At 52.6% G+C, this 26,907-nt stretch carries 22 protein-coding genes; 10 read left to right on the top strand and 12 right to left on the bottom strand.

Features of this window, described 5'->3' with window-relative positions; translation table 11 throughout:
* The coding region (locus ACR0L1_RS14995; protein WP_480859628.1) for a hypothetical protein at positions 1-292 on the bottom strand (292 nt) is incomplete at its 3' end.
* A 181-nt stretch (positions 293-473) separates the two neighbouring features.
* Between ACR0L1_RS14995 and ACR0L1_RS14990 the strand changes: the two genes are divergently transcribed.
* Entirely contained in the window at positions 474-1,406 is a 933-nt protein-coding gene (locus ACR0L1_RS14990) for an SdiA-regulated domain-containing protein (protein WP_170355756.1), read from the top strand.
* An 88-nt stretch (positions 1,407-1,494) separates the two neighbouring features.
* On the opposite strand, the gene ACR0L1_RS14985 is transcribed toward ACR0L1_RS14990, so the two are convergent.
* Complete coding sequence (locus tag ACR0L1_RS14985; RefSeq protein WP_480859627.1) at positions 1,495-3,573, bottom strand: autotransporter family protein; 2,079 nt, start codon at positions 3,571-3,573, stop codon at positions 1,495-1,497.
* A 534-nt stretch (positions 3,574-4,107) separates the two neighbouring features.
* On the opposite strand from ACR0L1_RS14985, the gene ACR0L1_RS14980 reads away from it, so the two are divergent.
* Positions 4,108-5,043, top strand: coding sequence for a hypothetical protein (locus ACR0L1_RS14980; RefSeq protein ID WP_480859625.1), 936 nt, complete (start codon positions 4,108-4,110; stop codon positions 5,041-5,043).
* A gap of 521 nt (positions 5,044-5,564) precedes the next feature.
* Entirely contained in the window at positions 5,565-7,268 is a 1,704-nt protein-coding gene (locus ACR0L1_RS14975) for an alkaline phosphatase family protein (protein ID WP_480859624.1), read from the top strand.
* 154 nt (positions 7,269-7,422) lie between these two features.
* On the opposite strand, the gene ACR0L1_RS14970 is transcribed toward ACR0L1_RS14975, so the two are convergent.
* The 5 genes from ACR0L1_RS14970 to ACR0L1_RS14950 all read right to left on the bottom strand — a co-directional run bounded on the left by ACR0L1_RS14970 (position 7,423) and on the right by ACR0L1_RS14950 (position 11,868).
* A complete protein-coding gene (locus ACR0L1_RS14970) occupies positions 7,423-7,839 on the bottom strand; it encodes a c-type cytochrome (protein WP_171126699.1) in 417 nt (138 codons plus the stop codon).
* A gap of 175 nt (positions 7,840-8,014) precedes the next feature.
* Positions 8,015-8,551: an EamA family transporter gene (locus tag ACR0L1_RS14965; protein WP_480859622.1), complete on the bottom strand. Its 537-nt coding sequence runs from the start codon at positions 8,549-8,551 to the stop codon at positions 8,015-8,017.
* Positions 8,552-9,200: 649 nt separating this feature from the next.
* The gene (locus tag ACR0L1_RS14960) at positions 9,201-9,977 is read right to left on the bottom strand and encodes a hypothetical protein (RefSeq protein WP_480859621.1); all 777 of its coding nucleotides are present in this window, start codon (positions 9,975-9,977) and stop codon (positions 9,201-9,203) included.
* A gap of 47 nt (positions 9,978-10,024) precedes the next feature.
* Positions 10,025-11,698 (bottom strand): sulfatase-like hydrolase/transferase, encoded by a 1,674-nt coding sequence (locus ACR0L1_RS14955; RefSeq protein ID WP_170644975.1) that lies wholly within the window; start codon positions 11,696-11,698, stop codon positions 10,025-10,027.
* A gap of 14 nt (positions 11,699-11,712) precedes the next feature.
* Complete coding sequence (locus ACR0L1_RS14950) at positions 11,713-11,868, bottom strand: hypothetical protein (RefSeq protein WP_170380012.1); 156 nt, start codon at positions 11,866-11,868, stop codon at positions 11,713-11,715.
* A gap of 106 nt (positions 11,869-11,974) precedes the next feature.
* Here ACR0L1_RS14950 and ACR0L1_RS14945 point away from each other — a divergent pair, with 106 nt between their 5' ends.
* Positions 11,975-12,931, top strand: a complete 957-nt coding sequence (locus ACR0L1_RS14945) for a helix-turn-helix domain-containing protein (protein WP_480504114.1) — start codon at positions 11,975-11,977, stop codon at positions 12,929-12,931.
* A 324-nt stretch (positions 12,932-13,255) separates the two neighbouring features.
* Complete coding sequence (locus tag ACR0L1_RS14940) at positions 13,256-14,068, top strand: hypothetical protein (protein ID WP_170624666.1); 813 nt, start codon at positions 13,256-13,258, stop codon at positions 14,066-14,068.
* A 258-nt stretch (positions 14,069-14,326) separates the two neighbouring features.
* Here ACR0L1_RS14940 and ACR0L1_RS14935 read toward each other — a convergent pair whose 3' ends face one another.
* Both ACR0L1_RS14935 and ACR0L1_RS14930 read right to left on the bottom strand, forming a co-directional pair.
* Positions 14,327-15,820: a DUF1254 domain-containing protein gene (locus tag ACR0L1_RS14935; protein WP_480859620.1), complete on the bottom strand. Its 1,494-nt coding sequence runs from the start codon at positions 15,818-15,820 to the stop codon at positions 14,327-14,329.
* A gap of 34 nt (positions 15,821-15,854) precedes the next feature.
* A complete protein-coding gene (locus tag ACR0L1_RS14930; protein ID WP_480859618.1) occupies positions 15,855-17,366 on the bottom strand; it encodes a DUF1214 domain-containing protein in 1,512 nt (503 codons plus the stop codon).
* Between the two features lie 138 nt (positions 17,367-17,504).
* Here ACR0L1_RS14930 and ACR0L1_RS14925 point away from each other — a divergent pair, with 138 nt between their 5' ends.
* Together ACR0L1_RS14925 and ACR0L1_RS14920 are read left to right on the top strand one after the other, a co-directional pair.
* Entirely contained in the window at positions 17,505-18,485 is a 981-nt protein-coding gene (locus tag ACR0L1_RS14925) for an AraC family transcriptional regulator (RefSeq protein WP_170559759.1), read from the top strand.
* A 914-nt stretch (positions 18,486-19,399) separates the two neighbouring features.
* A complete protein-coding gene (locus ACR0L1_RS14920; RefSeq protein ID WP_170556203.1) occupies positions 19,400-19,921 on the top strand; it encodes a hypothetical protein in 522 nt (173 codons plus the stop codon).
* A gap of 460 nt (positions 19,922-20,381) precedes the next feature.
* Here the strand turns inward: ACR0L1_RS14920 and ACR0L1_RS14915 are convergent, their stop codons facing one another.
* The gene (locus ACR0L1_RS14915; protein ID WP_480859616.1) at positions 20,382-21,263 is read right to left on the bottom strand and encodes a LysR family transcriptional regulator; all 882 of its coding nucleotides are present in this window, start codon (positions 21,261-21,263) and stop codon (positions 20,382-20,384) included.
* Between the two features lie 104 nt (positions 21,264-21,367).
* Between ACR0L1_RS14915 and ACR0L1_RS14910 the strand changes: the two genes are divergently transcribed.
* The 3 genes from ACR0L1_RS14910 (at position 21,368) to ACR0L1_RS14900 (ending at position 23,334) form a co-directional block, all read left to right on the top strand.
* Entirely contained in the window at positions 21,368-22,201 is an 834-nt protein-coding gene (locus ACR0L1_RS14910) for a VOC family protein (protein ID WP_170757557.1), read from the top strand.
* Positions 22,198-22,968, top strand: coding sequence for a nuclear transport factor 2 family protein (locus ACR0L1_RS14905; RefSeq protein WP_170556200.1), 771 nt, complete (start codon positions 22,198-22,200; stop codon positions 22,966-22,968). Before ACR0L1_RS14910 ends, ACR0L1_RS14905 begins: the two co-directional genes overlap by 4 nt.
* A 63-nt stretch (positions 22,969-23,031) precedes the next feature.
* Complete coding sequence (locus tag ACR0L1_RS14900) at positions 23,032-23,334, top strand: antibiotic biosynthesis monooxygenase family protein (protein WP_480859614.1); 303 nt, start codon at positions 23,032-23,034, stop codon at positions 23,332-23,334.
* Between the two features lie 407 nt (positions 23,335-23,741).
* Here ACR0L1_RS14900 and gyrB read toward each other — a convergent pair whose 3' ends face one another.
* On the bottom strand, positions 23,742-26,159 hold the full coding sequence (gene gyrB / locus ACR0L1_RS14895; protein WP_170770902.1) for a DNA topoisomerase (ATP-hydrolyzing) subunit B: 2,418 nt from the start codon (positions 26,157-26,159) through the stop codon (positions 23,742-23,744).
* Between the two features lie 102 nt (positions 26,160-26,261).
* Positions 26,262-26,834, bottom strand: coding sequence for a TetR/AcrR family transcriptional regulator (locus ACR0L1_RS14890; protein ID WP_480859611.1), 573 nt, complete (start codon positions 26,832-26,834; stop codon positions 26,262-26,264).
* Between the last annotated feature and the right edge of the window lie 73 nt (positions 26,835-26,907).

Here is a 26,907-nt window from a genome sequence, read left to right as displayed (position 1 = left end):
TAAGCGCATACAGGAAGAAAAGCCTTGGCATAACTATGTCGCGGACGCTTCTACGGGCTTTACGTCTCACCGGATGATAGACGATCAAGCCAGCCAGAATGATCGTGACGATCACATCGAGAGTAAAGAAATACAGTTCCTGTTTGCCACGAAACTGCGTCCACCGGCGTTCGATAACGATTTCCGACCCCGAAGCCCCGGCCAGCATCGTCGCAGGGTCGACTTGTGACACCGCAGCACCTGGCAACAGCAGCATCAACAACACGGTCACAAATGTGAGGGTCGTATTCAACTTGTCTTCCTTCCTGCTCACGCCAAAGGCTTACGCTTAACCAAAGGCACATCGTGCCCTATTCAATTCAATCGCAACAGGCGGGATCAGGTAAAGAGATTACAGTGCATTCTTCGGACATCGTATCCGGACTGTGATACGAACGCTGAACAGGGATGTGGTCCAAGCGCGAGAGAATCCAATGACAGAAAACAGAGTGTTTTCGTCAAAAGCTGAAATTTCACGGTGTTTCTGCAAACTTAGACGACTCGCTTTTGCGGCCAGCTTGGTTGCGGCAGCCTTCTTGCCTTGGACCGATTTTGCCTACGCCGAAAGTGCTGGTTTGGTTCTGGTCGATAAATTTAAGGTGGCAGACAAATCAGAGGGATTTTCGGAGCCTTCCGGTTTGGCAATGTCTAACGCTGAAGGCTTCTTGTGGTCTGTAAGTGATGCCGAACCTAAACTGCACCTACTCGGAGTCGACGGGGTATTAGGAAACTCTTTCAAGTTACCAGCATTGGTAGGATCAGATTTGGAGGGCGTCGCATCACGAAAAGATGGGACTGTTTTAGTACTTCAGGAAACTGATCGATCAATTCTAGTCGTTCACCCGACTGACCCCATTCAACTAACTACAATCCCTCTCACATCTCTCAAAGGCTACTCGGACGCCGCTGAGTTGCTCGTCGGTAATCCTTTGAACAAGGGACCTGAGGGCATCGCCGTCGACCCGGAATCCGGGAGGGTCTTCATTGGCATTGAAGGACAACCAAGGTTGTTAATGGTCGTATCACCAGCGCTAGACGAAATTGTTGAGATCATTCCTTTAGCCCGCGATGCAGGTTTTATCTCCGAGCGTGTAGATGATGATGAACTGGATTTGAGTGGCCTAGCATGGTCCCCGTCCTCACGTTCTCTTTGGATTGTGAGTGACAAAGGCCGTCAAATCTTCGTCTACAATCCAGAGTCCAAGGCCGTAAAGTCTATCAGTTTGACGTTCACAGAAGATGGCAAACAAAAGGAAGTTAAACATCCCGAAGGGATCGCTCTCGATGAGACCAGAGGGCTTCTCTATATCCTGACAGACGATGCCAAGAAATCGCGGCTTTATGTTTTTAATATCCCCAAATTTTGATCGCTAGAGAATGAAGCCCACATCGCCACAATAGCTTCCGCAAGTTATTGCAGCTAGCTTACCACTCCTCTTCGTTGGTCCACCCTAATCAGAACCGAACACTTAAGTTTGCACCCAGGCCATGTTCTTGGCCATTGGAGCGAACTGAATAGCCATATCCTGCCGTTAGTCTCGCCAGATCAGAAATCTGATAGCCCAGCCCAAGCCCAAGAACGAAACCATTGGCGCCTCGGTTTTGTCCGACTTGCGTGAATGTCCCAAATATCGGGCTCGTTACAGTGATTTCGTGCTCATTGTCCTTGTTGGCAAAGAAATCATATTCATACCGGGCAAAGGCGAGTGGGGTTAGCAAACCATTCGCTGTCAAGACGTCCTGTTGATAGTCAACTCCAATGGAAGCGACCAGAGACTCTGCGTTCGCTTTTTCAATGGAATAGTTGAAATCGCCACCGCCGGTTTCTGTGCCTGAGCCTTGTTGGATACGCCCGTAGTTCAATCCAAAAACCGTAGAAACCCTAGCACCGCTGTCCAGGCTAAACAGCTTTCGTGCCTGGATACCGGCGTGGATTCCCTCTTGGTCCAAATCTGACTTTGCTTCGCCTCCTGTAAAACCATCAACAGAAGGGTTTCGCCGCTTGGCGTCGGTTTCACCGAACATGTAGCCGATCAGCCCGGAAAACTCCCACGTTCCGGTTGTTGTTCGCCCATAGACGCCCACGTGATAGCTGTCGGTCGAAAAGTCCTGATCGACTTGATCGTGTTCATCCATGGAGGATGTCCCGAAGCCTGCGTACACGCCGACCACACCTCGATCCGTACTTGCGACATCCGCTCCGACCAAAATGGTGCCCAGCGAATAGTCGAATGTCCCAAGGCCGTTACTTCCATCAACGTCCCCGCTCACATAGGCTGTGTCGATCCACCAGCGCCGATCAGAGCAATCTATTGCGCCACTCGGTCTCTGGGCCGAGTCGATGCCGCCTGATGCAACGGGTTGATTGTCATTACCGAAGCCGACCGCTTGATACTTGCGGCAGTCAGCGTGACTTAGCACGGTGTTGGTTATCAGGTCTAATTGCTCAAGCCCAACGGTCAGGTTGGAGGAATAGGGCTCGGCGTGCACACGGTTAAACCCAGCCAGGCCTGAATTGGTAAGTGTGTTTACGGCATTGCCTAAGGTTGAGCCATTGGTCAGACCTGTTCCGGGTGACATGTTGGTGGTGTTGGCCACCGCGCCAGCGAGATTGCTGGCATTTGGCGAATTGGTAACTGCTGGGTTCTGGGGTAAGCTTGTGACCGGTTGAGCGGTGAATGCGATATCAATCTGACCATCAGTGGTCGGCGTGTTGGCTATCGTCAGATTGGACAACGCTGGAAGGGAACCTCCTGCAACGAGCGTCGGTGAGTCCCCATCAAAACTTGAGGCTTGAAATACCGTGTAATTGTTACCTGCAGCATAGTCCTGCGCTGTCAGGCCGGGCCGAGCAGCTTCGACTTGTATAGTCGCGCGGTCAATTCCCGTCACCGGCCCGCTGGATGACACCAAGTCAGCTTTTTGCCCGGCCGTCGGATCGACTTCACTTACAAGCCTTGACCCAGTTTCAAAGGCAATGCCGCCGCTATTGTTGAGTGTACCAATTGAAAAGCCCGGCGAAAGCACCCCTCCGTTCTTAACTGTGAAGTTGAATGCGTTCACAGTACCCGTTCCGGCCAGCGTGCCAAAATTCTCAAAGTTTACGGTGTTCAAACTGCTTGCCGCATCAAGCCGAACGGTTGTACCGGCGGCTATCGCCATATCGCTGGTCGAAGAAATCGAACTATTCGTCAGCGTGAAATCAGAAGCCTCAGCAACTCGGGTCTGAATATTATATGCCCCAAAGACTACTTCGGTGGCTCCCATAACGGTCAGGTTGTCGTAGGTTAGCGGGCGGTCGGACTGGAAGTAAACTTCAGTGGGGTCGATATTCGCGCCGTTGAATGGCGCAAACGTCATGGATCGGCCGGAACCAATAGAAGTTCCGATGAGGTTCACTCGAAGCTTCCCGTTGATGTTTTTTGCCAAGGCTTCTCGCGAAACAAAGTCTCCGCTACCTGCGGCGACATCAACATTCAGAAGCGTCAAAACTGAAGCATTACTTGGAACAGTGTTTTGGCCGGGAACATACAACTCAATTTCACCTGAGGACGTGATTGAGGAGTTTCCAATTGTAAGCCCTGTAATGGGCCCGTTTGGGATCGGGAGACACGTGCGTTCGGTCGTTGAGATTGTTTGATTGACACGAGTGCTTTCAGATCCAGATGAATACTCTATCCGGGGAGAACCTAATTCTACGCAGGCTTGTGAGCTTTGAGCCGCGGCGCTAGCTGATAGTATCACATAAGTTGAGATCGCTGAGCTGAAGCCCACCAAAGTCTTGCGTCGTGCAACTCGACTTAGATTTATAGCGCTATAGTTTGACACCTGCCTTGCCCTCGATCTAAGCGAATAAGTCAAACCCACCTTAAAGCTTGTTTTCTCTTATGGAAATTTTTCTGAAGCAACTAAGCAATCCTATCAAACAGCAGATAGAGGCGCTGCCATTCTTCGCATTGACCTGTCAAAAACTTGGGCCGGTGAAGAGTCTCAGAAAATTCGAAAGAGTCTGCTTCCTAAGGGCTAAAGTGCACTCACGACGAAAAGCCGCTTAGTGGAGGAACAAGGGTGCCAACCAAGTTCGATGTAAGATTGCTCTCTTGGAGTACGGCGTTAATAATATGTGCAACAGCTGTACTCGTCGTACTGCTTGGCGATCAGGTCGTTGCGTTTGGTGGTATAGCGGCAGTCGCGGGTTTTTCAGCTGGTTTTTTAGGGTCTGTCTTTTCTAGTCTTGTTGCTAACGCCAGAACGTTTGTGATGGTGCTGGTGAGCATACTGGTATGCACACTCTTCCCGCTTCAGTGGATCGCCTTTCTGTGTGGTTTTGTCTTGATCAGTTGGGCTGCTTTTGAAGGGTACAAGAACGGTGGATTTGCAACAGTTCCTGCATTGAACGGATTGCTCTTGTACTTACTGATCCCCCCCGACGAGCGTACTGTTGTTCATGTTGTGATTTTTCTGGCCGCGGCAACAGTCGGTAGTTTGCTCAGCGTTCGGCTTAACTTGGCGGGATCAGCAATACGACCTCCCATGTCTTCCAAAGAAGCAATTTCTGTTTGGCTATTCTTAATTGTCGGCATGAGTTTGACGTCATTGCTCGCTCACGTAATCGGAAATCAAAAATCCTATTGGCTTTCGTTGTTGTTCGTATTCCGCGTCTTGGCTCCAATTCAAAAAGTGCCTGATGCTGCATTGCGGTTTGGGGTTGGCGTGGCGCTTGGGTCTTCGGCAGCTTTATGTTTCGAGTTCAGCGGCTTGTCTCACCAAGTCTTATTGATCCTCGGGTTTGCTTCCGCTGTCATAGGCATGCACAGAATAGGTGGTAACACGCTATGGACCGCGATGTTCTTTACTGTTGCCACTCTGTTGGTGACGGCCCCAACGATTGAGTTTGCGGTCTTTCGAATAGAAGCGGCGGCGATGATAGTCTTTGTAGTCGGAGGGCTATCATTCCTGATCAGTTGGTTTTGGGAACAGATAGAAAACCGTTCCGAAAACTAAAACCGCAAAGCAGCTGACAGAAAAACCTCGGTCGCAAGTCTTCCTGCTCACCGCGCTCGACAGCATTGGTGTCGCACTTCTGAAATTGCAAATTTGTGCCCGACTAGATGAGCACTTCTCGACAAGTTGGGAGAGGAACACTTTAGACGCGTATATTTGTTGCAAAGGGCGTCGAATTTTTCAATGTAAGGCTTTGAGTTTATGACTATGGCCCTTCAAGACCTCGATTGCATCGCAATCCAGCCGTCGGCCCGTACAATGCGAATATGACAAAAGATATTGAATCTAACGCTCAGACAGTCGCTGATGCCCTAACCTCTGCCCAGTAGATATCCAAATTGTCTTCAGAGGCAGAACAGCTAGCGCTCCAATCTGTTTGGGTGTTGCAGGCTCTTTCGCGATAGGTCGGAAGAAGTAGACGTGAAGCGTTTTTGCTATCAGTTTGGTATTGAAGAGGGTTGTTCTAGCACGCAATTGCAGTCGCGACAGACCTGCTGCGCAATACAGCGAAAGGAAGCATTATGACCAAAACACTGAGAGCTTGTTTGTCTTTGTGGTTGGTTGCAATCGCTCCTGCGTATGCGCAAGAACCTCCTCGTCTTGTTTTGCAGCTGACCGTTGACGCGTTGCGGGGCGATCTGCCGACACGTTACTTTGAGAATCTTGGGGAGGGTGGCCTTAAGAATTTACTTGAAAACGGTGTACACTATGTGGACGCCCATCATTGCCATGCCAATACAGAGACTGTTGTCGGGCACGCCACATTGGCGACCGGGGCACCACCGGCAGTGCACGGGATGATCGGAAACATATGGTTCGACAGAACCTTGGACCGCGTTGTTTACAACGTTGAAGACAGCACCGCTCCGCTTCTTGGAGATGGCGCTGGCGTCAATGACGATATTGAAATTGACCCAACGCAGGCGGCAGCTGGCACAGATGGGCGGTCACCACGCGCTATGCTTGTTACGACGCTTTCGGACGAATTAAACGCTTCCACTGCTGGTGCGGCCAAGGTCTTTGGAGTTTCAATCAAAGACCGTGGGGCTATTACAATGGCGGGACAAAGCGGCAAAGCCTTCTGGTTCTCGAAAGCCGCAAATCGTTTTGTCACAAGCTCGTATTATTACGACAAATACCCTGATTGGGTTTCTGTCTGGAATGACGCATCGCCGAGTGCCTCATTTGAAGGAACCTCTTGGGAATTGATGCACCCAAAGGAAGCCTATCTCTTTGGCGACCGTGACAACCAACCGTGGGAGACGGATGTCGCCGGGTTCGGCATAACCTTTCCTCATCGCTATTCTTCGACGCAAAATGGGTTTGACCCGCTAGAAAATCCCTACTTTACGACCTTTTTAACGCTTAGTCCCGCTGGCGACGATCTGACGGCGCAATTTGCCAAACGATTGATTGATGCCGAGGATATCGGGCAAGACGCGGTAACGGATTATCTGGCGATTAGCTTCTCGTCCGTGGATTACGTCAACCATGTGTTTGGCCCCTCCAGTCTTGAAGCCGAGGACACGATATACCGCCTCGATCAGACTCTCATGAATCTCTTCGCGTTTATCGACGAACGGATTGGGCTGGAAAACGTTTTGATAGTTCTATCGGCGGACCACGGCACCACCGATGCGCCGGGCTATTTGGAGAGTGTTGGCATCAAAACTGGCCTTGTTGCTCCGGACACATGGGACCCGACAAAACAGATAGCCAGGCTTAAGGAGCGGTTTGGGATCACCGGGAAATTGCTTGAGGGTTATAATCACCCCTATCTCAATATCGCCCCCGAAGTATTGGCTCGCCGTGATATTGATTTACCCACGCTGGAGTCAGCTATTGCAGAAGAGCTTCTATCCTTTCCCGATGTGGCATTCGCCGTCCCCAGTACGGCTATCGAAGCAAACCTCCTGCCCGATACCGACATCATGCGCCTGATCCGCAACAACTATCATCCGACCCGATCCGGGAACATATACGTAGTCTTCAAACCCGGCTGGTTCATCGCAGACTTCGATGGTCTGTCCGTCACATCTACCCACGGGTCACCGTGGCGCGGTGACACACATGTGCCGATCATCTTTGCTGGACCGAACTTAAAACCGCAACGGGTCGCACGCCGTGTTTGTACGACTGCTCTCGCATCCACACTGTCTGCATTATTGAGCACGGCACGTCCTAATGGTGCGAGCGGTGAAGTGTTACAAGAAGTCTTGGATTAGACCGCTGTAAAGCGCGAGTCCTGATATTGAAGCAAGCTAGGCAAAACCGCGACGGCATCGTCCACAACGCGATCCTCATATTCGTTGATTCTTGGCGACTACGGAAACCGCCCAACGCAGCACTCTTTAGCGTACACAAATGCGGAGCAGACCTTCACGGAACATATCGTTCCGGCTTCGGAGACTGAATACTCTCCAAATACTCAGCAATATCGATAAGTCTGGAAGGAATACGCGTAACCAAACCATTCCCCGTATCGAATTCGACAGTAGGGCCGTCGTTCAACTCGGTGATTATAGGCATGTCATCGCGAGGTTCTTGAGCTTTCAAATATCCGTCCAAGATCGACATGACCTCCAACATAGGCCACACACCCCCTCTGCGTTCGGAAATCTTTGTTAAATCAGCAGGCTCTGTTTTCAAATCAGCTGCGTCAGGTCCTTTTCCATTTGCATCGATTCCGTGACATCTGGCGCAATGCTCAACAAAGAGGTCTTTGCCAAGGTCCGAAAACTCATCGGCCGCAGATATCGTCGCAACCGAAGAAATGCCCATGCTTGCAACGATCATAAAGTACCTCATAAGCCGGAGGTCCTTTGCTAAACGAGAGTTCACTACAACAAAAATGGACCGACATCTTCCCCCGGTCAACGTCGGTCCTTTAACACATAACGTTCGCTACTCGCTTCGAGCCGCAAGCAGCCAGCTATGCTCACCGCAAAGAACAGCAGCACCGAGACCTGTACTACCGCCTTGGTGATTTTGCGAGCACGGTAGATACGGTGCGCGTATTTCTACTTCTTGTGATCGCGATTGCGCCCAGCACTAAGGCACATGCAAAAGCTTGAGGTAAAGAGATGGCTTCGCCAAAAGCAAGATATCCCACGGCAAACATTGTGGGCAATTCGATGCTTCCGACGACCGCAGTTTGGGAAGCCCCAATAACAGGTGAGCATATTGTGTAGATTAGCTGGGGCACGAAAGCGGTAACCAGACCAATACCAACAATGAAAAGCCAATCGGATTGTTCCCTTGGGAGAAGCTCTCCAACCTCAGCACCAAGGATGAGCGGTGCGAGGCCCAGTACAGACCCCAGAGAAACTGACGCGATACGTGCCAACGGCGTAATCCGTGACAACCTATGTACCAGGACACAAATTCCGAAGCCAAACCCAAATGGGGCGGCAAGGGATAGCAGCAGCGTTGGTAGGTATTCCGCAGCCACTGACGCAGGCGAGCCAGCAATGACAGCTGCAACCACAATCAGACCAGCGGCCAACATGGCGCGTCGCGTGGGTGCATCGGGCAACCGTTGGTTGGGAGACCTTTAGCTTTCTGGAGGCCGCAAGCGTCGACCCTTCTCTGAAGACAGAGAGGAACACACGAATACCTTGCTCGCATTGACGCGAGGCCGTTGAACAGCAGGTTTGTTGCGCTCTACGAAACTGCACAGTCTAGGGCGAATGTCCGGTTTGGGCTGCAAACAGTCATAGGCGCGGGAAGCAGCGAAGGTCGAATGCGAGCCCAAAGTAACCGATGCTGTGTTCTGCACGAATGTCAGTACTGCGCAGACAGCGGACTTTGCAAAGTCTTGGGTACAGATCGTAATAGAAGTCTCTTTTCTCAGAACTCTGGGCCTGAGCATCGCTGGCTGGGGATTAGAAGCGCGAACAACGGATTCAGTTTCAAGGTTCAAATCCATCTCAGCGGATCGCCCAGAGACTGTTGATCTTCCCCGCGTTCAGAGCGGAGCGACCAGGTAGAATGATGCGGCGCGAGTGACGCCAATTTATTTCCTACCAACCCGGCGCGGGCAGGGATTGGCTCAAGGCAGTTCCAGGAAGGGTCAAGATAGGCGCAGAATACAAATGGCTGAACAGAGTTCTGGACTGTGACATAGATGATCTTCGCCGAGGTTGGGTGTGGGTGAACTAGTAGTTGAAACGCAAACCCAAGCCGGCACCTTTATCGTAGGGGCGGTCGGAACCTATACCGATTAGGAAATCAGCATAAATTGCGATGCCAGGACTGAGGTTCTTGCCAATCTGGAACTCAGCGGTCGCTGGCCAAGCATCGTTCTCCCAGTCATATGGTGCTTTGATGTCAGCCTTGGCCCAGTACCCATCGCCAAACGGTTGTAGCGCAATCAACCGCATCGCAGTTTGGTTTATGTCCGTCGGGCCATTGTATGAAGCAAAATGCTGGAGCAGTGGGATCAGCGTCAGCCCTGATTTTGTGTTTGCAAAGGCGAACCCGCCAAAAGGCGCAATTTGATCGGACCCGGTTCCGATCCCTTTTTCCGGGTCGCCAAAGTCCAGAATCCACTCCAGACCAATGGCCGACTTGATGGCCCACGTTTCGTTGAGCGGTCTCTGAGAGGGAAAATAGATCGCTTTGAGGCTCAATTTCTCGAAGTCAGTGAACCGAGTTCCAGTCATATCCGTTGAGTTGTAGTGCAACTCATATTTCAGTTTCAGATCAGGCCGCAGCATGTATGCGCCATCTATAAAGGCGTCCTGCTTGTCAGCACCGTTGCCCAAATCAAAATACTGATACCGGATGTCCGTGTTATTAACTGCGGCCAAAGGGTTTGAAGCGTTTTCATCGGCAATTGCTGGGGTCGAGACAATGCCAGTTGCCACTACAAGTACAAGCGCTTGGAATTTCATATTGTTTCCAGAAACTTTGTTGTGGGTGTCGAGCCCCACATCAAGCACATCATTTGTTGATGCGGGGCTTGCAGTACTTTTTTGTTTTAGTCGGGCTGAATGTCCCGCTTGGCTACAAAGGCATCCACCGCTGCGACGGTTTCAGGACGAAGGTTCACGATACCTTCATAGGGACGTCCAGTCGCGGCCGGTTGATCGGGGTACATTTCCTTGAATTTCAGGTGGCGGGCAATAATGCGGTTAAACTCGTGTCCAGCCCATGCTCCGATCTCGGTCGATACGCTCTGTTCTTCGCGGGGGTCGCGGAACAGGTTGTAGAACTTGGCCACGATAGCATTTTCACCTTTGGCCGGAACTTTGAGTTTGATGTGTTCCTTTACCACCTCTTTCAGCGAATTGATCGAGTAGATCAGTACATGATCCCTGCGCCCATGCGTATCGCCAATAAACATCAGGGACGTCTGATCGACACCGTCAATGATCCGGTCGCGGGGGATGGCATCCATCGCTCCGCCGATACGCGCAATTGACGTGAACAAATCAGAGATATGAATAATGTCAGATACAATCGAGTCTCCCTCGATCAAGCCGGGCAGGCGGGCAAACGCGTCTACCCGAACGCCTCCTTCAGACGTATCGGCCTTGCCGCCGCGGAAGACCAGCGGCGAAAACCCACTGCCGGGGGCATATTTGGTGAAGTGACCGTTGTCGCCCATCAAAACGATCAGGGTATTGTCCCTAAGCCCCAGCGCATCGACTTCGTTCAGAATGACCCCGATCCATTCATCCAGCTCTTCCATGCTTTCAACGAATGTACCGCCGTTGGGTGTCGTGAACGCCGCTCTCGTCGTGCGCGTTGTCGACAGAGGGACAAGCGGCCAGTATTGCAGGAAGAACGGTTCATCCCGTTCTGCTAGCAGGCGCAACTGTTCCATCGCCTGTGCCTGATAGCGGATGTTCATTTCATTATATTTGTCCTGGGTCCATTTCTCACCCGGTTCCATATGGACTTCGCGGACCTCCCCGCCAATAACAGCTTCGAGGCCGGTAATCATGTGTCCCGGATCAGGGCGAAACCAATCATCCAGCGTGTATTTGGAGTTGTAGTTGTCTTCCCCTATGGCCATGGTGATTTCTTCCTTGGCTGCATCTTCGTTGAAGATGGCCAACTGGCCCTGCTGATGGATGGGGAACGCGGCGTAGTCAAAGCCCTGATAAGTAGGCCAGGATTCCTGAATGTCGCCCATGTGCCATTTGCCAACATGCGAGGTGTTGTAGCCTACGGATTTCAGAACTTCGGCAATTGTGACTTCTTCATCGGCAAGGCCAAAACCTGAAATATCGACGGCGGTATCGCCCATCCCATTGCGATACGGCTGGCGACCCGTCATGAAGGCGACCCGCGACGGTGTGCAGGACGGCTCGGTATACATGCGCGCAAACCGCATGCTTTCCTCTGCGAGCGCGTTGATATTGGGCGTCGAATACCCGCGTATCGCGTTCATCTCGGGCATACCCATGTCGCCAAAACCCATATCGTCAATAAGGATGTAGAAGATGTTTGGAGGGTTCCCTCCGTTTTTCTCACGAAAATCGGCCAGCAGTTGGTCAACCTGTGCGTCGTTCTCGACCCAAACGGCTTCGTTTTGCTGCTTCAGGACATAGTATTCCGCATCATGCACGATATTGCTGTCCTGAGCTGCCGCCGTGATAGCGGAGCCGGTAAAGACCAACGCTGAGAGGAACAGTTTTGATTTCATGAGATACCCCTGTTTCATGATTTACTTGTTTTCAGACCTTCAAGGATCAGATGATGGCAAAAGGTTGAAAGGGAGAGTTCGCTGTCTTCAGCCTGGGAGCGCAACAACTCTTTTTCGCTTTTGGTTAGCAGCGTTACGACGCGTTCGGTGCGCGCAGTATCGTCAGGCAACGATGGGCGTCCGAACCTCTTCCCTCTCGATTTGTCTGCTTTGTCTTGCAATTGTCCAAGCCTACATATTCGAATAACATTTCATGAAAACTACCTGCGGGGCGGAATGGACGACATCAAAAAACGATCAGCCCCAAAAAAAACCTGCGCCCCAAACACACTTTTTTTGCAGGACCCTTCGCAATTCCGCGAGCTGTCCCAATGGGATGTCGAGCTACGCCAAATTGAAGAGGGAACTATGAACTCTTCGGTATCCGTTTGGGCAGGTCTTGACCTTCAAATGATTGATTTGTCGTTTGATAAGGCTGTGTACCAAACCGGTGTTTCTCGCCCTGACATTCTAGCGTTTGGCTTACCAGACAAAGGGAGTGTACGGACTTGGCTTAACGGCTCACCCTCAGACACCGCTCTGATGAATTTTGGTAGCGGAGACCCTTTTGAAGGCATGAGCAATTCAACGCTCACAGGCCTGACCTTTGGCATCGACATCCGAAGGGCTCAACGGATCGCCGACGATTGCGGTCTTGATATCAGCACCGTGCGAAATGACGCTTTAAGATCTTTCGTTAGCGACGCTGGCAAGCTTCATTCCTTAGTCAAAAACAAAGCGCGCTTTCTAATTGGATCAGCGGCCGGACCAAGCTCTGATAGCGAAGAGAGTGATATGATCTTAGAGCTTCTGGAAATGCTGGTGGTAGGCGAAAAATGGGGTGATCGGCGAAACAGTAAAAATAGAACCCGTTTAGCACAACAAGCCGTTGAGTTCATGCGGGCCCATTTGATGGATAACGTTTCAATCGGTGAAGTATGTGCAGATATTCAGGTATCTGCATGCACTCTTCGTCGCGCGTTTCAGGACACATATGGAGTGAGCCCCAAGCAGTTTTATCTAAGAGTCCGTCTCGGTGCTGTGCGCCATGAACTGGTATCCTGCTCGCCAAAGGAGAGTATATCGGACATCGCAAACGCTTACGGATTTTGGCACATGGGTCAGTTCGCGCGAGACTATAGAGCACTCTTTGGACAACTGCCGACACAAACGTTGTCAGGCAAAATGAACTGAAACAGAGCTCGGCAACAGTCTTTGGCGCAAAGTTTGTGTTAAGCAATTGTAGTTGCGGAGCCACTGTCAGAGTTCAGTGGCTAGCGACGCTGAGACCTTGGCAGTACGCGGCCTAACTTGTCCGCAACACGAGAATTGCAAAGTCGGATTTTGTAGGTCCGCTTCGGGCTGCAAACAGTCATAGGCGCGGGAAGCAGCGAAGGTCGAATGCGAGCCCAAACTGCTGAATGCTGTACTGCACACAATTGTCCGCTGTAATTTGGTCGCCAAAGCGCGTTGCTGGATTTTTCTTCCCATCAAGCTTGCTGATGCTACGAATAAGTTATGACAAATTTTTCGAATGAATTTTTTGGCCAGCCAGAACAGCAGGACCTGCAACGCAGAGCGGACCGTATTTGGACCTTGGTCAAGAATGACCCGACTTATTCCTGCCATGGCCGCGCGGTGGGCCTTAGCGCGGAGAACGACATCGATTTGGTGAAGCAAATTGCGATGACTCGACTACAGGGCGTTTGCATGGCCGAAGGAACTCCTGTCGAAGTTGCCGATCGTAGGCGTGAAGGGCTTGAACAGCACGGTCTGAAAACGGATCAGTTCGTTGACTGGCAAGGGGGCGCAGCATCGCTTGAAGCCGCGGCCATGATTTTGGCGTCGCGCAAGTTACCCGATGATCTCGAACTCGTGCATGTAGATGCGCAAACGCCAGGTGATGACTTGGCAAAATTGGATACGCTCACACAGGCATGCGGAGTCCTGCTTCCGATGGGCGCGTTCATCCGCGGGCTGAGACGCCCGAGCGTGTGTTTGTTGGCACGTGACCGAAAGGGGAAAGTCGTCGCGGCAACAGCAGCCGTTGCGCAGTTTCATCCTGATCACCGGAATGCTGATCAGGCTTGGTGGGGTATGCTAGCGACAGATGAATCGCGGCGGGGCGAGGGGATTGCCCTGATCATGGGCGCAAATTCAATGCTTGCTATGCGTGATCTCCATGGTCTTGGGGCTTTTTTTACAGGAATCCGTGAAGGTAACGCGCCTTCTGAAGGTTTGTGCAGAAAATTGGAGATGGCGCCAACTAATGACGTGCATCTCATGGCGATAGACCCGGACGTGTTTGCAGCTGGGCGATTGACCAAATAAGTCGTGTCCTAATTGCGTCCTTGGAGTATGCGACTGCTCCAAACTGAGCGACACAAGCCGACTTCCCAGAGCTAATTCAAACGGCAGCTTTGTCCGCATCTCGGCAGTTGCACAGTCTTGTTGCGAATGTCCGGTTTGGGCTGCGACCAGCCAACCATGCTTGCCGCAAAGAATGGCCGCATCGAGCCCAAAGCGGACACCGAAAAAATGTCAGACGACGCCAAAAAGTAGCGTCGCCCGATAGTCGCGGTTGTCGCTTTATTCTACCAGTTCCAGATCACCGGGACGCCAGGTCTTGTCGAACCAAGGCTCGAGCGGGCCGTAGAGGCGCATCATCACGTTGAAGCTTTGCCCAGGCATGGTTTGCGCCCAGTTGTTCTCCCAACCTTCTGGGGCTTCTGGACCAAAATAGATGCTGGTACTCCCATCCTCATTCGGTTTTATCCCCGGTCTATTAGAGTCGATACCACCGGATTGCTGGTCAGTTTCAAGGATTGACCGAGTCTGTCCGCTATACAACATAAACGACGCAAAGTTTTTTGCGGGAACCGGCGCCGGTAGCGTTACCTTATAGGTTTTTGAGCCGTCAAGGTACTGTCCGTTGTTGTCTCGCGCTGTCATCGCATAGACAGACCCCGTCCCGACCGGTGGCGAGGTCATCGCAGGCGTTATGCCCGTTGCCATATAGAAAAAGTACGACCGATCATCGAGGATGCGCGCGCCGTCCTCAAGAAAAAGATAGCTCTGGCGTTGGAACGGTGAGTTCCATTGCCGGTCGTCATAAAAGAACACTCCTGGATCACGCGAGGCATACGTGATCGCTCGCGCCGTGGCGTTTGCGATTGCTGCTGCCTCCTTAAATATGCCCTGCATACGGGCATCGGGTTCGAAGGGCTCGCCCTTCCTGATCCCTATGGAAGCAAACGTTCCTACAATTTCCGGACTGAACGCACCAATTGGATTGTTTTCGAGCGCGACGTGGATCTCTTCAAAGAAGTCTTCGTTGTTCGCGTGAACAGTGTTGTGTTGAACACCGGAGATATTCAGGAAAGTTTCCGCGGGAGGATTGTCCGCTTCACTAAGCGGATAAATATTCAGACCCGCCTTGATCTCGGCAACAGGGCCAGCCGTATCTCCGTCTGCGTCTGGCGAGCGTCTTAGCAACAACCAGTGCTCATATGTCTTTGTGCGTAGTTCGAAGTAGCCCTCGGGCACCGGCGTTTCATCGTCGTTGTGCAAAAGTAGATACTTGCCACCTTCTCCCTTATCCGCGCCAAGCGCCCCGATATCCGTCACATAGTCAAACGCGGCGTCATCAAGCAACCCAAGCAGGCCTGCCGGAACCTCAATCACCATCGGGCCATCCGAGATATCGACATTCGAACCAATGTAGATTGTGGTTGTATTGGGCGTCAGCCAGATGGACCGCGCGTCCAGCAGGTCTTCTGCAATCACGACGTCATTGGGATTGACGCCCAAGTCTTCGTATCCCTGAAACATAGCCCGAAGCGAAGCGATCTTCATGCCATCCAGGAAAGCCGTCGTTGCTCTGATCAGATCAAGGTTGTCGAAGACTTTCTCCACCGTCTCAGGTGATGGCATACCATCGAAGAATTCCAGATCACCAAGCGTCTGGGTCTCGACCTTGTTTGGTGTAAGAACATTCTCAGGAACGTCGGCTTTGAATTCTTGGGCTGAAGAATGCGATGCGAGTACCAGGGCAGTCAGCACAGCTAACGACTTTGTTTTCATTGTTCGCTCCATTGGGAATTACTGTTTGTTTTGATCAGTTTACTTTTTCTAGATCGCCCAGCATCCATCCACTCTCCAGCCATCCTTCTTGCGGCCCATATAGACGAAACAAAAGGAAGTACGGCTCTGTGGTTGGTATCCAGTTGCTTTCCATGCCTTCCGGTGCTTCTGGTCCAAAAAAGATGTCGTAAGAACCGTCTTCATTAGCCTGCATCGCATCAGTGTCGCGCTCGGACAAACCGACAGGATCAACGTTCCGAATGAAGCTCTTGGTCTCCATCGAATAAACAATCACGGACCAGAAATCGTCGGCAGGTGTATCCGCTGGGACGTTCAGTTTATAGGTCTGATTGTGATCGTACATTTCCCCGTCGCTGTCGCGCAGGCCTGTCAGATAAAATGTACCTCCGCCCAGTTTTTTCGGCAGGTATGTAATCCAGAAATAACTGCCGCCCGCACGCGCATCCACAAGGACTTCGGTCTCAGTCTCATAGGGGAAACCAGCCTCGGGTTGACCATCCGCGAAATCCCAAATCAACCACTGGCTCCTCATCTCGCCGCTATCGTCGACCCAAAGTGGGATCATGGCTTTCCCGGGCGTCACAAAGTAGTTCTGCATCGAGGCGTACGCGAGCAACAATCCCTCGTTCATTGCCTGCATTTGAAGTTCACTTGGTTCGAAAGGCTTTCCCTTCTCGATCCCGAGATCTTTCAGAAAATTCACCATAACCTTGTCTTGTGGACGGATCGGGTTGTTTTGAACGTAATCGTTCAGGTCCTGAAAGAAGGTCTCGTTGTAGTATGGAAGCGAGTCGTACGGCACTTCTGACGCTTCGAGATAGTTGTTGGGTGGTGGATTGTCGGCCTCAGACAGGTAGTACACTTTGATCGTTTGAGCGTAGTCCGCCGCATCGGCGTCCGTTCCGCCATTCGTCAGTTTTGGCCGGAACGAAAACCCATATTCGTAGGTATCTGTTTTAAAGGGAAGGTATCCCGCCTCAGTTAATTCCTCCAGCGACATATCCCCTTCGTAGCCTGGGGGTAGCATAAGGTACTTGCCGCCGGCACCTTCATCGAAACCGTCGGGACCAACGTCCACAATCGGAACATCCCAGGCATTTACGATTGTACCGAAGTAGTTCACCTTGTCGGTGGCAGCGGGCACTTTAATGACAAGGGGGCCGGGTTCGGAGGTCATCGAAGCCCAAGCATAGGCCGTAACATCGTTGGCCGTAAGAAACCCATGTTTGGAGTCGAACGGCTTGTTGAGATAAATGATGTCATTGTAATCGCCACCGAGGTCGCGCCGAATGCCCTTGAGGAAATCGATCATACCGGCGGCAGGCATTCCCCAGATGGCCGTCTGGGTGGCACGCTGCACCATAATCTTGTACTCGATGTCCTCGACCTCGGCTGATCGTGCAAGGATGTCTCCCGTGTCGTTGAAGGACTGTGAGAAAACTGGTGAAGCAGAAATACCTGCGCTGAGCACCATTCCCAAAAAATGCATCGAAAAACCGCCGTGTAGTGGCCGAAGTATACTCATATTGCAATGCTCCCTGCTGTTTAGGGAAAGCTTGCACATCCGTTCAGCCGATGCGTATCATTTCACGACACGCGGGCGAACAAGCGGGTTGACGGATTGAACCTACCACCGATGATTTCGGCCAAGGCCTTGGGCGCGATGCCCCAGTTCGTGCTTGAGGCCGCTGGGGAAAGACGCCTGCTGCGTGCTTTTGACTCTGCCGATCTTCCTGTTCACTTCATTGAGGAAAGAGGCGGTTACATCTCGGAGCATGCCTTGGCGACCTTTGTGCACGAAGCCGCACGATCCACGGGACAACAAAACATCGGATTGTTGTGGTCACCGTATCTCACTGTCGCTGACTATGGCGCTTGGGGGAGTTACGTTCTTTCTGCTCCAACGCTGGGGGCAGCGCTAATACGAGCTTCTGCCGTCATGCCATTTCATTCGTCCACGGATCGCGCGTGGCTAGAAACTTCGGGCACAAGAGCGCGCTACTGTTATCGTTTTGGACTTCGCTCGCATTTCGCGTATCCGGACATCGGTTTCTCGGCCGTTGGGGTTTTTCTGAGCATATTCTGCGCGTATTTAGGAACCGACTGGAAACCATCGGCCGTGCTCTTGGACTTCCCGAAGGTTCCTGGATTTGTCGAGGCAGAAGACACCTACGCTTGTCCTGTAATCTGGAACGCCACCCGGCTTGGGGTTGAGTTTGAAGCATCGGCTTTGCGAGCCGAAGCCACGCCCAAAAAACTTAGCAGCGGCTCGACAACTGTCGGAGATATTTCTCGCGAACGATTGGGCGGCCCACCTCAAACACTTAGAGGACAAGTCGAGGAAGTGGTTTGGCAACAACTTCATCGGGAGGAAATGTCGATTGATGCCACCGCGCGTTCGCTCGATCTTGGCATTCGCACACTACAGCGGAAGTTAGCAGGCGAAGGGGTTCGTTTTCGCGAAATCGTCAACGATGTCAGGGTAGCAAGGGCCGAGGAACTCCTCACAGATACGCGCGAGACAGTCTCCAGCATCTCCTCCATGCTAGGATATGAAACCGCAAATAATTTCAGCCGCGCATTTAGGAAGGTGACGGGACTGACGCCCTCTGACTATCGCAAGATGAACTCCGGTCATACTTGAATGGTCGTCTGCAAAATCAAGCCGTTGGCGTCTGCATTGCTCACAAATTTAAGTTAAGGTTGGATGCGACGAGTAACCGCGTCCAGCCCGAGTAGGGCAGGAAGCTAACCTAGTTCGATCACTTTTTATGTTTTCTTTTAGGATCAAGAAACAGTGTGCGTTGGAACAATGACAAAGTTACAGAGTATTTGCTTGCGGAGGTGGTTTTATCAGATGCCCCGCGTCGATTACCCTGGGATAGGTTCAACGCGGGGCTGTAGGAAAGTGCTAGGTACTCAAATGATGCCCGCACTCACTACGGGAAACATTCTGATATTTCGATGCTTGCTCTGTTTATGTATCCAACTTGGATATTTGATAGGTCCAACTGCTTAAAAAGTCGGAGCATGCAATGCGCACACCCCTCGAGATGGAGAGCTTTGGTCGCGAGTTTCCCGAGCACCTTCTTAGAATTGTTTGGTTGCTTATGTTGGTTGACACTTTTTTGGAGCTATTCCAAACAATCACTCAAAAAGCATCCACGAGATGGAAAATACTTCTGCAAATGCAGCGACGAGCTTTTGTAGTGCTGTTTTGGGCGCAGCCCCTAGTCATTTCCAGACACGAACCAATGAAATTGGCGAAAAAACCCACGGTCGTTCATGGGATGGGAGACGACCGTGGGTAGCAGTTAGGGGTATGATAGGTACGAAGCCATCATGAGTTTGGATCAAAACTCTTACAAAAGATTTGTATTTTGAAAGAAGAGCTTGCGAGCTATTCAGGCTATAGGTGTTCACCGACGTTCCGCAGTGCTTTTCCAGCAGTTGTTTGCAGAAAACGCTTTCACACGTTGAAATAAGTTCACATCGAAATATTTGCTTTTGTCGCGTTGTGGGTAGCTTCGCGACGCATCGTCTTATTGGGAGGAATACATGAAATATGCTGCCATTTTTGCCGCCGTGGCAATCTCCGCCTATGCAACTGTCGCCGCTGCCAAAGACCCGGTTCCGGCAAGTAGCGATAACTTCGAGATTTACAGTGAGGTTGAAGGCTGGACGGTTTATGCTGACAACGACTCTGGTACATGCCTGATAGAAAAAGTCTTCGAGAGCGGGAACGTCATGCAAATGGGTCTAACCAAAAACCAAAAACACGGTTACTTGGGAGTATTCACGCAAGCTGACATCGACATCAAAAACCGTCAAAAAATAGAAATAGCAATTGACGACTTCGTGTATGAAGGTCGTGCAAAAGGCATAAAAAGCAAGAAGCTAGCGGATAACTACTCAGGTGGCTATATCGTTGTAAAGGACGCAAATATGGCGACTGCCGTGGCCGAAGGTCAGACCTTGATCGCATTTCCAAAGAAGTCTGCAAATTTCATTGTGGACCTAACCGGTACGAAGAAGGCTATGGAAGAAGGTCGTAAATGCAACCTAGCACTTGCCAGCTAGCTTAGGCCGTTGCTCAATCTCAAAGAAAGTTGAGTTGCCTTTTTGTCAAACCATTAGTGGCCCCGCAGTTTGCGGGGTTACTTGTTAGTAATTTTTTGTCTTTTCGCCTCAAGCATCAAGCTTATGGTTAGCCAGCCAAAACTGGTGCGGGCGTTGTCTGGAAAGCAACGAATTTTGGTTTATCCGAGTGAGTGGCAAGATCGAGTGCGATACTCAAACAAGGCAACGCGGTCTATTATTGCCCGTGTCTGCTTTGACCGAAACTCTGCCGTTCAGCAGATTTCAAAGAACGTCCAGCGCCGTTCAATGCAGACGTTCAGGCGAAATTTCTCGGAATGACCACCAACAATGACCGCTATCCGTTCCTAAGCCGTCATCTGACTTAACGACTCAGATGACTGACTTGAGCCCATACCTACCAAATGCTGCACACTGCACGAATGGTCACTTTCGAGCCGACCTACGCCCGAATCTCTTCACGCATAAACTCCACAAAGGCCCTTACACGCGGCTTTCGAAAGGCCGAAGGTAACTGCACGCTTTGGATCGGCAAAGCGCGGGAATGGAACTCCGGAAAGAGTTGCACAAGACGTCCGGTTTCAAGGTCGTCCCCCAAAAACACATCTGGGCATATGAAGATGCCGCTCCCGGCACGCGTCGGTACGAGGCAGGCGGGAGGACTGTTTGCCAGAAATGGGCCAGAGACAGGCACCTGCACGGTTTGCCCTTCGATCTGGAATGGCCAGCGGTTTGGATCGGGGTTGTTCGCATCTCGAATGCAAATGTGGTCCGAGAGTTCCGCAGGATGTGAAGGTGCGCCATGTTCTTCAAGGTAGGAAGGAGTCGCGACGACTTTCATATGCGTTTCACCGAGCTTGCGAACGACCAAACTGGAGTCACTGAGCGCGCCGATCCGTATTGCGATATCGAAACCGCCCTTGGCCAGATCGGCATAATGATCCGACAAGTCCAATTCGACTGTGACGTCCGGGTGTTGCTCTACGAAACGGCTTGCTGCTTTAGCCACCGCCGTGTCGCCATAGGTAAGGGGCGCAGCCACACGAACGATGCCCTTCAAGCCCTCTGAAGCGTCAAACTCAGTCTCCAACTGCTCCAATTCAGCCAGCACCCGTCGCGCTCCTTCCAGATATCGCTCCCCCTCGTGGGTCAACGACATAGACCTGGTGGTGCGATGGAGAAGATTCAGCCCAACCATGTTTTCGAGCTGGGCCACACGTTTGCTGACCAGCTTGTTTGAAATGCCAAGCCGTTGTCCGGCGGCGGCAAAAGAACCGGATTCCACAACAGCCACGAAGCTCTGCATCCCGTCGATCCGGTCCATATCATTGTCTCCATTTGCGCGATACACACTCGCTCTTATCGCCATTTCATGGAGAAAAGACCATCGCTAAGTTCCTCTCAAGCTGAATCGCAGGAGAAAAGAACATGGCAACGTCAGACGCCCCCATCTCAATAGGTCAGGTCGCCCTGACGGTGCGCGATCTGGATAAGACCGCCACCTTCTATGAAGACGTGATTGGCCTCGGCCTGATCGAACGCAACGGTGAAAGCGCCTTCCTCGGCACCGAGGCCGGAACGCTGATCGAGTTGCGCCAGGACCGAAACGCTAGACCCTTTCCTAAAGAGGCGGGGCTGTTTCACACCGCATTTCTGTTGCCGTCCAAACAAGACCTCGGCGCATGGCTGATCTACGCGGATGAGCGTGGTGTTCGCCTGGATGGCGCATCCCACCACGGTGTCAGCGAGGCGCTGTATCTGAACGATCCCGAAGGAAACGGCATCGAAATCTATCGTGATCTGCCTCGCGAAGCGTGGAAACGCCAAGGCGATACCATCCACATGACAACGCACCCGCTCGACCTGAAATCACTAACGGTAGATGCCACACAGTGGCAATGCGCACCGCCAGGCACAGTCATCGGACACGTTCATTTACGTGTCGGTGATGTCGGCAAGGCAGCCAAGTTCGTTACTGACGAGCTGAGTATGGTTCAGACATTTGAGCTGCCCTCAGCCCGCTGGTTCGGGTCCGGTGGCTACCATCACCATCTTGCGGCGAATGCTTGGCAATCAAAGGGGGCAGGCTCGCGCTCTGCTGGGGCCACTGGTCTCACAAGTGTTGAACTGTTGGCTGACCCGGCAAATCTCACGCCCGGCCACAAGGTCGATCCGTGGGGCACAGAATTCACAATCACCTCGGCGCAAGCCGGCGCCGCGCGAATGTCGTCAAATCAAACCAAGAGAGGACTACAACGATGACACCTAAAGAACTCGTATTGGAGGCTGTAGCCGCCATTTTCGTCAACTTCGACGCAACCGCCGCCGAACAACTGCTGGCAAATGACTATATTCAGCACAACCCTGCTGTCCCCACAGGTGCCGCCCCGATCCTCGGGTTAATCCCCGGTCTCAAGGAAAGCGGGATCGAGGTGGACATCCACCGGGTGATCACGGAGGGCGATATGGTCGTCCTGCATACGACCTATAACAACGCCCAGGCGTTTGGTGCAGACACCTTGGTTGGCTTTGATGTCTTCCGCGTCGAGGATGGAAAGGTTGCGGAACACTGGGACAACCTGACACCGCTCACACCGCCAAACCCTTCGGGACACACTCAGACCGATGGTCCGACTGAGATAACCGATCTGGATAAGACTGCTGAGAACAAGGCGCTGGTCACAGACTTTGTGAACACTATCCTGAAGGATGGCGACGTTGACCGGATAACCGAATTCCTGTCCACGGAGACCTACATCCAGCACAACAGCAACATTGCTGACGGTCTGGACGGTTTGGGTGCGGCACTTGCAGGCATGGCCGAGCAAGGCATCCAAATGATCTACTCGGATGTCCACATTGTTGTGGCCGAGGGCAACTTTGTCTTCACCGCCTCTGAGGGTAAGTTTGCCGACGAGCCGACTGCCTTCTATGACCTATTCCGCGTCGAAGACGGCAAGATCGTTGAGCATTGGGACGTGATCGCAGAGATCCCTGCTGAAATGGCCCATGACAACGGCAAGTTCTGATCGGGTGCCAATATGAAAGCATTCCTGGTCACCCTAATGATGACGAAGCTAGGAAGTACGGCAATGGCTCAAGATGCTGGCGTAATTGAGATTGTGACAATGGATCTTGCCGCAGGGATCACAGCTCAGGAGTTCGAACCGGTCGATAGGGCCATTGAGAACGAGCACGTTAGTAAACAGCCCGGCTTCATCTCCCGGCAAGCTGCGTTCGCAGATGGCAAATGGGCGGTCGTCGTCAATTGGGAAAGCGCAGAGGCAGCGCAGGCGTCCATGGACAGCTTTGCCTCTGCCCCGGCAGCCGAGAAGTTCATGAACATGATCGACGCAACTACAATGTCGATGACCCGCTACGAAATGGCGCGGTGAGCATTCCCAAACCAACGAAAGCACCCGTGGCAATCATGGGTGCTTTGTTGTCCGATGTAATGCAGAGTTCCGGAGCTATCAGATTGTCTGGCTAGCAGAATTGGTCAGTTCATCATTCGGCTCTAGCTCTTTTCAGCGCTTGGCTTGTAGTTTTCCATAGCTCAAACCGGCTTCTTTGCGCTTCTCGGGCGCTTACAATTCTCGTATCGAATGTCCGGTTTGGGCTGGAAGCGGCCATCCGAAAACCTTCCCCGGCAATACGGCGATGGCGCGAAACAGGCAAAGAATGAGACCCGAAGATATGGAGCCTCGAACCAAGAAAGTTGAAGGTTAATGCGCCCAAAGTTTTGGGCCAAAAATGCAATTCTTTGGGCGAAATGCAAAGCTATGGGCGCACCTACACATCCCTAGAAATCCAGATTTTCCACGCTTAGCGCATTTTGCTGGATGAATTCTCGGCGCGGTTCGACTACATCGCCCATCAGTTTGGTGAACAGGTCATCCGCCTCGACCATGTCATCCACGCGGACCTGCAACAGTGTACGTGCATCCGGGTCCAGCGTGGTTTCCCACAGCTGATCAGGGTTCATTTCGCCCAGACCCTTGTAGCGCTGCAGAGACAGGCCCTTTTCGCCTTCTTCCAGAATGGCGCGCAACAGGTCCAGCGGGCCGTGGATGGCCTGCGTCCGGTCGCGGCGGATCAGGGTGGCGGGGGTGTTGTAGACCTCTTGCAGGCTTTGCGTGAAGCTGCCGGTTTTGCGCGCCTCGCCAGACCGCAGCATGGGGCCGTCCAGTGTACGGACCTCCTCGACGCCGCGCAGGATGCGGGCCAGACGAATGCCGTGATCCTGTGTGATCCGGCCCTGCCAGCCGCGTTCATATTCCAGCGCGATCAGGTCCAGACGAGCGGCCACCTTGTCCGCGACGCCTTGCAGGTCGGCATCGACCGCACCGGGCACAAAGGCACCTGCCACCGCAGCCTGTTCCAGAATGTGACGCGGGTAGTGGGTTGGGAAGGCGTCCAAAACACGTTTCAACTGACGCGCTTCATCGACCACGCGAGTCAGGTCCTGCCCGATGATTTCCTCGCCCGAGCCCAGCTTCAGCACCGCGCCCTCGACCCCTTGATTGATCAGGTAGTCATCCAGAGCCGCCTGATCCTTCAGGTAAACCTCTGATTTACCACGCGAAACCTTATAGAGCGGCGGCTGCGCGATATAAAGGTACCCACCTTCGATAAGCTCTGGCATTTGCCGGTAGAAGAAGGTCAACAGCAGAGTCCGAATATGCGCGCCGTCCACATCGGCATCCGTCATGATGACGATCTTGTGGTAGCGCAGCTTTTCGATGTTGAACTCGTCCCGACCAATGCCGGTGCCCAGCGCCATCACGAGGTTGCCAATTTCCTGAGATGACAACATCCGGTCAAACCGCGCGCGCTCGACGTTCAGGATCTTACCACGCAACGGCAGTACGGCCTGAGTGAGACGGTCCCGACCCGTCTGGGCGGAACCACCGGCCGAGTCACCCTCGACGAGGAAAACTTCAGTCTTAGACGGATCTTTCTCGGAACAGTCCTTCAGCTTACCGGCCAAATAGTTCACATCCATCGCCGTCTTGCGGCGGGTCAGTTCGCGGGCTTTGCGGGCGGCTTCACGGGCTAAAGCGGCCTCGATGATCTTGCCGACGATCCCCTTGGCCTCATTCGGGTTCTCTTCGAACCACTCGGCCAGCTTTTCGTTCATCAAGCCTTCGACCGCTGGGCGCACCTCGGACGACACCAGCTTGTCCTTGGTCTGGGATGAGAATTTCGGATCAGGTACTTTAACCGACAACACGCAGGTCAGACCTTCGCGCGCGTCATCGCCGGTGAAGCTGACCTTTTCCTTCTTCGCGATCCCGCTGGACTGCGCGTAATTGTTGATCGTCCGGGTCAAAGCACCCCGGAACCCGGCCACATGCGTGCCGCCGTCCCGCTGAGGGATGTTGTTGGTAAAAGGCAGGACCGTCTCGTGATAGCTGTCATTCCACCACATGGCGATTTCCACGCCGATGTCGTCGCGTTCACCCTTGATATAGATCGGCTCAGGCATCGCTGGTGTCTTGGACCGGTCGAGGTATTTGACGAATTCTTTAACACCGCCCTCATAGAACAGCTCGGTTTCCAGCCGTTCGGCGGGGCGCTCGTCGATCAGGATGATCCGCACGCCCGAGTTCAGGAAGGCCAGCTCACGCAAGCGCTTTTCTAGCGTATCGAACGAATATTCGAGGTTCGAGAATGTATCGGTCGAGGCCAGAAACCGCACTTCGGTCCCGGTCCGTTCACCACACTCCTGAACCACTTTCAGATGCTCTGCTGTCTCGCCACCTTCAAAGCGCGCCACATGTTCCTTGCCGTTGCGCCAGACGCGCAGCTCTAGCCAATCGGAAAGGGCGTTCACCACCGAGACACCCACGCCGTGCAGACCGCCCGACACCTTGTACGAGTTGCTGTCAAACTTACCGCCCGCGTGCAGTTGGGTCATGATGACCTCAGCGGCGGACACACCCTCTTCGGGGTGAATATCCACCGGAATCCCGCGCCCATTGTCGCTGACTGAAACACTGGAATCGGCGTGGATTTTTACGGTTACATGGTCGGCGTGACCGGCCAGCGCCTCATCAATTCCGTTGTCGACGACCTCATACACCATGTGGTGCAGACCCGAGCCATCATCCGTATCCCCGATATACATACCGGGACGTTTGCGAACAGCTTCTAAGCCTTTGAGAACTTTAATGGAATCAGCGCCGTATTCCTGTGGTGCCTGTGCGTCGTCGGACATGCCGTTAGTACCTATATTATTTTGGTAACTTATACGTTTTCTGGTGGGGAATGTCACGCGCTCCCCCAAGATTTTGTGGTTTTCTCCGCCGTTTTCGGCCGATCAAAGCCGGTCCAAATCCGCCGCGATATCTGCGGCGATTTCTGCGGCATTCACATCGTTGCGTTCGGCGGACAATCGCAGGCCCAGAATGTCCGACTGATACCGTGCAGCCAGCCGATCCGGGTCGTGATCCGGCCCGATCTCTCCGGCTTGCTGGGCACGACGGAAGAGCGTGGCGAAACACTCTTTCATCTCGACCATGTGGCCACTCGCCTTGTCCGCCAACTCATGACCTTTGGCCTGCAATTCCGCATAGGTCTTGGCCAGCATACAGGCATGCGTCGGCACAGCACCCGCGTCGATCACCACATGCGGTTGCGCTTTTAGTGCCCGCAACGGACCCATCTCATCGGCCATTGCCATCAGACGCGCTACGCCGTCCTGCGCGTATCGCTCTAACGTCAGTGCGTAAAGCGCATCCTTCGACCCGAATGCGGCATAAAAACTGCCGGGTTTCAGGTTCAGCGCGCGTTCTAGATCTTTCAGCGACGTGCCGGCCCACCCCTGTCGCCAGAATATATCCCGCGCCTGCGCAATCAGCGCATCCCGGTCGTATGAGGGTTTTCTTGGCATCGCCGTCACCAATTCTTGAACGTTTGCTCAAATATATACTTGAGTGATCACTCAAGAAAGCCTAAATGTGATT

This window comes from Ruegeria sp. J8 (assembly GCF_056531925.1).
Note: the sequence above shows the minus strand (reverse complement) of the source record. Positions and strands in the feature narration are given on the sequence as shown.

Bases quoted from the DNA above. Each gene is read 5' to 3' on its own strand.
- ACR0L1_RS14945 (WP_480504114.1), top strand. From the start codon at position 11,975: ATGGACGACATCAAAAAACGATCAGCCCCAAAAAAAACCTGCGCCCCA.
- gyrB (WP_170770902.1), bottom strand. From the start codon at position 26,159: ATGTCCGACGACGCACAGGCACCACAGGAATACGGCGCTGATTCCATT.
- ACR0L1_RS14900 (WP_480859614.1), top strand. From the start codon at position 23,032: ATGGCTCAAGATGCTGGCGTAATTGAGATTGTGACAATGGATCTTGCC.
- ACR0L1_RS14910 (WP_170757557.1), top strand. From the start codon at position 21,368: ATGGCAACGTCAGACGCCCCCATCTCAATAGGTCAGGTCGCCCTGACG.
- ACR0L1_RS14965 (WP_480859622.1), bottom strand. From the start codon at position 8,551: ATGTTGGCCGCTGGTCTGATTGTGGTTGCAGCTGTCATTGCTGGCTCG.
- ACR0L1_RS14975 (WP_480859624.1), top strand. From the start codon at position 5,565: ATGACCAAAACACTGAGAGCTTGTTTGTCTTTGTGGTTGGTTGCAATC.
- ACR0L1_RS14925 (WP_170559759.1), top strand. From the start codon at position 17,505: ATGCCCCAGTTCGTGCTTGAGGCCGCTGGGGAAAGACGCCTGCTGCGT.
- ACR0L1_RS14970 (WP_171126699.1), bottom strand. From the start codon at position 7,839: ATGATCGTTGCAAGCATGGGCATTTCTTCGGTTGCGACGATATCTGCG.
- ACR0L1_RS14905 (WP_170556200.1), top strand. From the start codon at position 22,198: ATGACACCTAAAGAACTCGTATTGGAGGCTGTAGCCGCCATTTTCGTC.
- ACR0L1_RS14930 (WP_480859618.1), bottom strand. From the start codon at position 17,366: ATGAGTATACTTCGGCCACTACACGGCGGTTTTTCGATGCATTTTTTG.
- ACR0L1_RS14890 (WP_480859611.1), bottom strand. From the start codon at position 26,834: ATGCCAAGAAAACCCTCATACGACCGGGATGCGCTGATTGCGCAGGCG.
- ACR0L1_RS14940 (WP_170624666.1), top strand. From the start codon at position 13,256: ATGACAAATTTTTCGAATGAATTTTTTGGCCAGCCAGAACAGCAGGAC.
- ACR0L1_RS14935 (WP_480859620.1), bottom strand. From the start codon at position 15,820: ATGAAAACAAAGTCGTTAGCTGTGCTGACTGCCCTGGTACTCGCATCG.
- ACR0L1_RS14915 (WP_480859616.1), bottom strand. From the start codon at position 21,263: ATGGACCGGATCGACGGGATGCAGAGCTTCGTGGCTGTTGTGGAATCC.
- ACR0L1_RS14990 (WP_170355756.1), top strand. From the start codon at position 474: ATGACAGAAAACAGAGTGTTTTCGTCAAAAGCTGAAATTTCACGGTGT.
- ACR0L1_RS14955 (WP_170644975.1), bottom strand. From the start codon at position 11,698: ATGAAATCAAAACTGTTCCTCTCAGCGTTGGTCTTTACCGGCTCCGCT.
- ACR0L1_RS14920 (WP_170556203.1), top strand. From the start codon at position 19,400: ATGAAATATGCTGCCATTTTTGCCGCCGTGGCAATCTCCGCCTATGCA.